Raw genomic sequence first — 8,421 nt, forward strand, 5'->3', positions numbered from 1 at the left:
TTCAGGGTGTCGCCTCCGTCAAGTCCGCCGCCTCCACCGGGAGTTCGGCCCGCACCTCGAAGCCGCCGTGCGGTGTCCGGCCCGCCCGCAGCGAGCCGCCGGCCGCCGCGAGGCGCTCCGTGAGGCCCTTGAGCCCCGTGCCGCCGATGCCCGGCTCGGGCTCGGCCGCGGAAGTCCCGGTGCCGTTGTCCGAGACGGTCAGCCGGACGAGGCCGGCGGTCCCGTCGACGGTGATCTCGCAGCGCGAGGCGTCGCTGTGGCGCACGACGTTGGTGACGGCCTCGCGCAGCACCCAGCCCAGCAGGGCCTCCGTCTGCGGGACCAGGGGAGGCCCCGACTGCCGGACGACCGGCTCCACCCGCGCCGCGGACAGCGCCGAACGGGCCCGGTCCAGCTCCGTGGCGAGGCTTCCCTCGCGATAGCCGGTGACCGCCTCGCGGATCTCCGTCAGCGCCTGCCGGCCCACCGACTCGATGTCCGTGACCTGGACGAGGGCCGCGTCCAGGTCACGGGGCGCCAGCCGCCGGGCCGCCTCCGACTTCACCACGATGACCGAGAGCGTGTGCCCGAGCAGGTCGTGCAGGTCGCGGGAGAAGCGCATTCGCTCCTTCTCCACCGCCCGGCGCGCCAGCTCCTCGCGGGCCGCGCGCAGTTCGCGCACCGCCTCGGAGAGCGAGAGGATCGCGGCCGTCACCATCGTGGACAGGAACGTGCCGTAGGCGACGTTCACCGCGTCCCAGCCGGCCCGGAAGGCCGAGACCGCCGCGGCCAGGACCGTCAGGCCCAGCCCGATCTTCCCGAGCCAGGGCCCGCGCACCACCGCCCCGGTGGCCAGCCCGAGCAGCGGGAAGAAGTACAGCCAGCTCCCCCCGTACCCGAGGGCCAGACCGCAGGTGATCACGCCCATCAGGACGAGCGCGACCCGGGTGGCGCGGGCCTCCCGCTTCGACTTCACGAACGCGCGGAACGTGACGTAGATGTACAGCGAGTTGAAGGCGAGCAGACCCAGGCCGCCGATCCAGGGCTGCGGCGTCCTGCCCTGGAAGAGATTGGAGAAGGCCCCCATTCCCAGCAGCAGCCACGGCAGCAGCGCGAAGCCCGTCGGCGGCGGCCCCGGGTTCTCCGGCATCTCGCCACCACTCCGGCGCGCGGCCCGCTGCTCGGCCTTGAACCGCTCCATGTCGGCCTTCCAGCGTCGGCGTTCGGCCCGCAGCACGCGGACCTGGCAGCGGATGCCTTCCATCCAGGGCATGTCCGTTTCCCCCGTTCAGACGGTGCGTGCGGATCGACGGTAGGAGATCACGGCGTACGAACCGAACGCCAGCAGCCAGGCCCCCAGCACGGCCACCGCGGTGAGACCGGGCGCCCGGCCCTCGGTCACCGACACGCCCAGCTCGGCGAAGCGGTTCGTGGGGGTGTACGCGGAGACCGAGCGCAGCCAGCCGGGGAACAGGGCCAGCGGGAACCACAGGCCGCCGACCACCGCGAGCCCCAGATTGCACACCATGTTCGCGACACCGGTCGTCTGCGTGGTCATGCGGTAGCCGTTGCCGAGCCCCAGCAGGGTGAAGGGGACCGACCCGAGCCACAGCAGCACGGCCGTGGCGGCCCACTGCCAGGCGTCCAGCCGTACGCCGTTGACCAGGCCGCCGGCCGCGAGCACCGCGACGATCGCGGGCAGCACGGTCACCGAACCGGTCAGCGCCCGCCCGAGCACCACCTGGCGCGAGGTCATCGGGGTCACCCGGAGCTGCCGCAGCCAGCCGGTCACCTTGTCCTCGGCGACCCCGCCGCCGGTGTTCAGCGCCGAGCCCACCGCGCCGTAGGCGGCCATGCCGACCATCGAGGCGGTCTTCCACGCCCCGTCGTCGCCCCCGCCGAGGTTGGTGAACAGCAGGTACATCATCACCGGCATCGCGACGCCGCCGATCACGAAACCGGTGTCACGCAGCGTCCGGCGCACTTCCAGCCGCAGATAGTCGAACATCACACCGTCTCCCGGTTCTGTGAGGTGAGAGCCATGAACGCGTCGTCCAGGGACGCGGGGACGACCTCCAGGCCCCGGATCGCGCCCCGCTCGGCCAGCGCGACCACCGTCGCGTCGGAGTCCTCCGTGCGCAGCCGGGCCCGCTCCCCGCGCATCTCCACGGACACCACGCCCGGCAGCAGCGCCAGCTCCCCGGCACCGATCCCCGCCGGTTCGAAGGAGACGAGGGTGCCGCCCGCCGACCGCCGCAGCTCCTCCCCGGTCCCGTTCGCCACGATCCGCCCCCGGTCGACGACGACGATCCGGTCGGCGTGCGCGTCGGCCTCCTCCAGATGGTGCGTGGAGAACAGCACCGTGTGACCGCGTCGCGCGTAGGCCCGCATCGACTCCCAGAACGCGTGCCGCGCCTCCACGTCGAGCGCCGCGGTGGGCTCGTCGAGCACGATCAGCGCCGGGTTCCCGGCGAGCGCCACCGCGAACCGCACCCGCTGCGCCTGCCCGCCCGACAGCCGGTCCACGCGCCGCCCGGCCAGTTCCCCGACCCCCGCGAGCCGCAGCGCCTCGGCCACCGGCAACGGCGAGGGATAGCGCCCGGCCACGAAGGAGACCAGCTCCCCGACCGTGACCCGCGGCACCGGCCGCGCGTCCTGGAGCATCGCGCCGACCCGTCCCGCGCGCACCGACTCCCCGGGCGTCGCGCCGAACAGCTCCACCGAGCCCTCGTCCGGCTCGTCCAGACCGAGCAGCAGCGAGATCGCCGTCGACTTGCCGGCCCCGTTGCGGCCCAGCAGCGCCACCGTCTCGCCGCACCCCACCTCCAGGTCGAGACCGGCCACGGCGCGCACCGCGCCGAAGGTCTTGACCGCGCCCCTGAAGCGCACCGCCGGTGCCGTCCCCGTCGCCGATTCCGCCGCCGGCGGTGCGGGCGCTTCCTGCGGCTTTCCCGCCGTCGTCCCCGTGGTCTGTGTCATGACTACGACGCTAGGGGTCCGGGGCGGTGCCCCGGCAGAGGCACTTGTCGGCGATCGGCCGGGACAAATGTCATGGCCTCGGGTGCGACGCGGCTCGCTGAAGAAGGCGCCCGAAGACCGGATCTGACATGGCGTCAGTAGTCTTCACAAGTGCTGGGCGCTCGGCTATACAAGGGGGCGCCGTACTGGAACGCGTTCTAGAACGAGTGCCTTCCGCGGCCCGGTGTCGACCTCGGTGCGGCCGACGGTGCGGACGGCCGCGCCGAGGTCTTTCGCGCAGTCGAGCAAGGAGCCCCATGCCCATTGACGCCGCCAAGGCCCTCGCGGCACCCCCGCGGACCGGCGAGATCGCCTGGACCCACAAGGACGTCCAGCTCTACCACCTGGGCCTCGGGGCCGGCGTCCCCGCGACCGACCCCGACGAACTGCGCTACACCCTCGAATCCAGGCTGCACGTCCTGCCGAGCTTCGCCACCGTCGCCGGCGCCGGATCGCCCGGGGTGATCGGGGGGCTGTCCATGCCCGGCGTCGACGTCGACCTCGCCCGCGTCCTGCACGGCGGCCAGAGCCTCAGACTGCACCGCCCGATCCCCGCCGAGGGGACGGCCACCGCCACCGGCCGCATCGCCGCGGTCTACGACAAGGGCACCGCCGCCATCCTCGTCATGCGCACCGAAGTGGGCGACGCCGACGGCCCGTTGTGGACGAACGACGCCCAGATCTTCGTCCGCGGCGAAGGCGGCTGGGGCGGCGACCGGGGGCCGGGCACCCGCCTCGAAGCACCCGCGGGCCCGCCCGACAGGACCCTGGAACGCCCGGTCCGCGAGGACCAGGCCCTGCTCTACCGGCTGTCCGGGGACTGGAACCCGCTGCACGCCGACCCCGAGTTCGCCAAGCTCGCCGGGTTCGACCGGCCGATCCTGCACGGGCTGTGCACGTACGGGATGACCCTCAAGGCCGTCGTCGACACCCTGCTCGGCGGCGACGTGACCCGGGTCCGCTCCTACACCACCCGCTTCGCCGGAGTCGTCTTCCCCGGCGAGACCCTGCGCATCCGGATGTGGCGCGGCGACGGCACGGTCCGCGTGGCGGTGGGCGCCGTCGAGCGCGACGACGCCCCGGTCCTCGCCGACACCGCCGTCGACCACGTCTGACCCGTACGAACCGTCCTGAGGGGAGCCGCACCATGCGCGCAGCCGTACTGCACGAGACAGGCCAGGACAAGCTGGAGGTCCTCGACGACGTCGAGGCGGTGGGCTTCGGGCCCGGCAAGGTGCGCGTCCGGGTACGGGCCACCGGCCTGTGCCACTCGGACCTCTCCGCCATGAACGGCGTGCTGCCCCAGCCCGCGCCCTTCGTCCCCGGACACGAGGGCGCCGGGGAGGTCACCGAGGTCGGCGAGGGCGTCACCCATGTGAAGCCCGGCGACCGGGTCGTCGTCTGCTGGCTGCCCGCGTGCGGCGCCTGCCCCTCCTGCAAGCGGGGCCAGACCGAACTGTGCCTGGCCGGATTCATGAACGCGGGCACCCCCAACTTCAAGCGCCCCGGCGGTGACGTCTTCGGCTTCGCCGGCACCGGGACGTTCGCCGAGGAGGTCGTCGTCGCCGCCGGCTGCGCGGTCCCCATCCCCGACGACGTGCCCTTCGACATAGCGGCCCTGATCGGCTGCGGCGTCACCACCGGACTTGGCGCCGCCCTCAACACCGCCGACGTACAGGCCGGTTCGTCCGTCGCCGTCATCGGCTGCGGGGGCGTCGGCATCTCCGCGATCCAGGGCGCCCGGCTCAAGGGCGCCGCCGAGATCGTCGCCGTCGACCCGGTCGCCTCGCGCCGGGAGGCCGCCCTCGCCTTCGGCGCCACCAAGGCCGTCTCGCCCGACGAACTCGCCGACGCCAGGCAGTCGGTGACCGCCGGCGAAGGCTTCGACTACGTCTTCGAGGTCGTCGGCAGGTCCGCCACCGCCCGTACCGCCTACGACCAGACCCGCCGCGGCGGCACCCTCGTCGTCGTCGGCGCCGGCGCCATGGACGACTTCCTCCAGCTCAACATGTTCGAGCTGTTCTTCGACGAGAAGCGCATCCTGCCCTCCATGTACGGCGGCGGGGACGTCCTCAGCTCCTACGAGCGCACGATCGCCCTGTGGCGCGCCGGCCGCATCGACCTCGAAGGCCTGATCACCCACCGGGTCCCGCTGGCCGGGATCAACGAGGCCCTCGACCAGATGCGTTCGGGCACCGCGCTCCGCACCTGCATAGAGATCTGACCCCGCCGGCCGCCGTCGCGGACCACCACGACACCTGCTGAGGACTGTGATGTCACTGCCACTCGAAGGGCTCACCGCGATCGTCACCGGCGCGGGCCGCGGGCTCGGCCGGGCCGAGGCGCTGGAACTGGGGCGGCTGGGCGCGGCCGTCGTCGTCAACGACTACGGACAGCCCGGACGCGACGGCTCCGGCGAGGCCTCGGCCGGCCCGGCCGAACAGGTCGCCGCCGAGATCCGGGCGGCGGGCGGCCGGGCCCTCGCCCACACCGGGGACGTCTCCGACCACGAACAGGCCCGCGCCCTCGTCGAGTCGGCCGTCACCACGTTCGGACAGCTGGACATCCTCGTCAACAACGCGGGCATCCTGCGCGACCGGATGGTCTTCTCGATGACCGAGGACGAATGGGACTCGGTCATCAGGGTCCACCTCAAAGGCCACTTCAACACCACCCACTTCGCCTCCGTCCACTGGCGGGCCCGCGCCAAGGCGTCCGGCGGGCCCGTCCACGGACGGATCGTGAACACCTCCTCCGAGGCGTTCCTCGCCGGCTCGGCCGGACAGCCCAACTACGCGGCGGCCAAGGGCGGGATCGTCGGCCTGACCACCTCCACCGCCCTGGCGCTCGCCCGGTACGGGGTCACCGCCAACGTCATCTGCCCGCGCGCCCGCACCCGCATGACCGAGGACGTCTTCGCCGGATTCGGGCAGCCCGAGGACGGCCTGGACCCGCTCGCCCCCGAGCATGTCGCCCCGCTCGTCGGCTACTTGGCCTCACCCGCGGCCGCCCACGTCAACGGCCAGCTGCTCGTGGTGCACGGCGGCATGGTCGCCGTCGTCGAACGGCCCAGGGTGGCCGCGAAGTTCGACAGCAAGCAGGACACCTTCAGCCACGACGAACTCGACGCACTGCTCACCCCGTACTACGCGGACCGCCCGTCCGGCGAGACGTTCGCGGCGGCGGAGGTGCTCGGGCTCAGGCGGGAGGACCCTCCCCGCTGAGCAGCCGGCCGTCGGTGGACAGGGGAGGGTGCGCGAGCCGCGGCAGATAGTGCCGCAAGAACAGTTCGGCCACCAGCTCGCGGCGGCTGCGCACCCCCACCTTGTCGAAGATCTGCTTGAGATGGTCCTGCACGGTGTAACCGGACACCCCGAGCCGCCCGGCGATCTCGCTGGTCGACAGGCCGAGGAGCACGTACTGGGCGATCTGCCCGGCGCGCGGCGACAGCCCGTACACGTCGAGGACCAGCGCCGTCAGCTCGGCGGGATCGGTCGGGCCGACGGAGACCACCGTCGTGGTCTCGCCCCCCTGGTCGACCGGCCAGGCCCGCAGCGAGATCCACCGCCCGTCCCCCGCGGGCGCCCGCACGTGCGCACCGGCGCCGGTCGATTCGCCACGGGCCTGCACGGCCAGCGCCCGCAGCAGATACGGGCCCTCGGCGCCCCGGCCCGGCGCGTGCCGTTCCTGGAGCCGGTCGATCCAGTGCTGGGCCGTCGGCGACATCGACCGCACGGTCAGGTCGCTGCCGAGGACGACCCAGCCCGGCGCGTCCGGCAGCGGGCCCGCGTCCACCCCGGACAGCAGCAGCGAGCGGCGCAGCGCGGCGCAGGCGGGCACGCCCGCCGCCTCGGCGACCGCGAGGTCGGCGGCGGAGAACGGACGGGTGTGCGCGTCCCGGCACAGCACCAGCAGTCCCCAGGTGCGCCGGCCGTCCCGCAGCAGGAGCCGCAACTCGTCGGTGAGGCCCAGCGGATGGAGGATCTCGCGGTAGTACTTGCTGTCGCCGAGCCGGCCGTGGGTGGAACGGCTCAGCAGACTCGTCCGGCCGGGGCGGCGGGTCAGCGCGCGCAGGTTGTCGACGTCGTCCTGCTCGACGTGCTCGATCTCGAAGAGGCGGCGCATGCTCGACTCCGGGAAACCGGACCGGTGCTGGCCGCCGGTGTCCAGGAGCGTCGAGGGGTCGAGGACCACACCGCACCAGACGTCCGCGGGCACGGCGTCCAGGAGGACCCGGGCGGTGTGGTCCAGCACGGCCAGGGCGCTGGCCTCGCCCCGCAGTCCGCGTTCGAGGCGTGCGGTGGTCTCGGAAGGGTTCATCGGCGTGTCCCCGGAATCTCGGTCCGTCATGTCCCAGGAATCTGGGATGGTCCCGCGAATGCCTGCTCCGTACCGTGGGTCTCGATTGTGGAGGCCGGTCCACGCCCGGACAAGGGGGAGTCGGACGGCGTCCGCGCGCGTGGGACTTGGGGGAGCCCCACACGGATACGGCCCCGCTCGCCATGGTGCGAGCGGGGCCGTATGCCGTGCCTCGTGCCGCGGGGCCGGTCGGGCCGACGGGTGTGCCGACGGTGCCGTCCTCGGGCGGTGGTGCGGGTGGTGCCTGCTGTGCCTGCCGTGCCCCGCGTTCGGGTCACGGCTGCCGGGCGCGGTCCGCCCGGCCTGTGCGTCGGTCCGTCAGGCCGCCGTCGCGGGCTGGGCGGACGGCTTGCGGTGGCGGCCCTGAGGGGTCGCCTCGTCGTCGTGGCCGGAGACCGGGCCGCGGTGTCTGCCGTGGCCCTCGGCCCCGGTCGCCGACGTCTCGTGGACGTCCGTGACCGGCGCTTCCATGGTGCTCGAGTCGTTCATTGAAGTGTTCACCCCGTATGCAAGATCCTTCTTTACAGCCGGGGGAGTCTAACGTGCGGTCATCGCGCGGGAGTCGGAGGGTGACGTTTCTTCGCCCGTGCCGTCCCTTTTCTCCTCGTCCTTGTGGGCCAGTACACACGGATCGCCCGATTCCGCGGGGGTCTGCGGCACGGAGGCGAGCGGCATCAGCGCGACCTGTCCCCTGAAGTCGCCGACGGGCGTCACCGGGTGGGCGTCCGCGGCCTCGGAACCGGCGCCGGACGGAGTGTCGGACGGGGTGTCCGAACGGGTGTCGGCGGGCGGGGTCGGGCCGGCCGGCCCGGCGCCGGGGCGCATGCCGGGCGGGGGCGTGTCGGCGACCTTGGTCCAGGGTCCGGTGGCCCTGGCGTCGGCCCACGGGTTCTGCGGGAGCGGTACGGAGGGCCGGGCACCGGAGTTCACGGCCGGCAGCGGGCCGGCGCGCCCGGGTCCGGGGTCCGCGACGGCCGGAAGGGGGGCGGCGGTCCGGGGGCCGTGATCGGAGACGGGCGGGAGGGGGGCTACGGGGAGAGCTGTGATCGGGGCGGGGGCGGGGCC

Annotated in this window: 8 protein-coding genes and 1 pseudogene; 3 read left to right on the top strand and 6 right to left on the bottom strand. The window is 73.5% G+C overall.

Annotation, left to right across the window (positions count from 1 at the left end; all coding sequences use genetic code 11):
* Position 1 precedes the first annotated feature (1 nt).
* From IO36_RS26715 to IO36_RS26725, 3 genes are read right to left on the bottom strand one after another with little or no spacing between them, the layout of a single operon-like run.
* Positions 2–1,252 carry a sensor histidine kinase gene (locus IO36_RS26715; protein ID WP_037623507.1) on the bottom strand — a complete coding sequence of 417 codons (1,251 nt, stop codon included), beginning with the start codon at positions 1,250–1,252 and terminating at the stop codon, positions 2–4.
* Positions 1,253–1,267: 15 nt separating this feature from the next.
* Positions 1,268–1,987 (bottom strand): ABC transporter permease, encoded by a 720-nt coding sequence (locus IO36_RS26720; protein WP_037623508.1) that lies wholly within the window; start codon positions 1,985–1,987, stop codon positions 1,268–1,270.
* Entirely contained in the window at positions 1,987–2,868 is an 882-nt protein-coding gene (locus tag IO36_RS26725) for an ABC transporter ATP-binding protein (protein WP_037623509.1), read from the bottom strand. The genes IO36_RS26720 and IO36_RS26725 overlap by 1 nt, the downstream gene beginning before the upstream one ends.
* A 386-nt stretch (positions 2,869–3,254) precedes the next feature.
* Here IO36_RS26725 and IO36_RS26730 point away from each other — a divergent pair, with 386 nt between their 5' ends.
* Genes IO36_RS26730 through IO36_RS26740 form a run of 3 tightly spaced genes read left to right on the top strand, consistent with a single transcriptional unit; the run spans position 3,255 to position 6,221 of the window.
* A complete protein-coding gene (locus tag IO36_RS26730) occupies positions 3,255–4,112 on the top strand; it encodes a MaoC/PaaZ C-terminal domain-containing protein (RefSeq protein WP_037623510.1) in 858 nt (285 codons plus the stop codon).
* A 32-nt stretch (positions 4,113–4,144) separates the two neighbouring features.
* Positions 4,145–5,221 (top strand): Zn-dependent alcohol dehydrogenase, encoded by a 1,077-nt coding sequence (locus IO36_RS26735; RefSeq protein WP_037623511.1) that lies wholly within the window; start codon positions 4,145–4,147, stop codon positions 5,219–5,221.
* Positions 5,222–5,270: 49 nt separating this feature from the next.
* Complete coding sequence (locus IO36_RS26740; protein ID WP_037623512.1) at positions 5,271–6,221, top strand: 3-oxoacyl-ACP reductase; 951 nt, start codon at positions 5,271–5,273, stop codon at positions 6,219–6,221.
* Here IO36_RS26740 and IO36_RS26745 read toward each other — a convergent pair.
* The 3 genes and pseudogenes from IO36_RS26745 to IO36_RS26750 all read right to left on the bottom strand — a co-directional run.
* Positions 6,196–7,317: a helix-turn-helix transcriptional regulator gene (locus IO36_RS26745; protein WP_051900966.1), complete on the bottom strand. Its 1,122-nt coding sequence runs from the start codon at positions 7,315–7,317 to the stop codon at positions 6,196–6,198. The genes IO36_RS26740 and IO36_RS26745 overlap by 26 nt on opposite strands.
* A gap of 357 nt (positions 7,318–7,674) precedes the next feature.
* Positions 7,675–7,845 (bottom strand): hypothetical protein, encoded by a 171-nt coding sequence (locus tag IO36_RS47465; protein ID WP_167347420.1) that lies wholly within the window; start codon positions 7,843–7,845, stop codon positions 7,675–7,677.
* Between the two features lie 48 nt (positions 7,846–7,893).
* Positions 7,894–8,421, bottom strand: a pseudogene (locus tag IO36_RS26750) (hypothetical protein); the annotation flags it as partial.

This window comes from Streptomyces aureus (assembly GCF_000725495.1).
GTDB classification, from domain to species: Bacteria; Actinomycetota; Actinomycetes; order Streptomycetales; family Streptomycetaceae; genus Streptomyces; species Streptomyces aureus_B.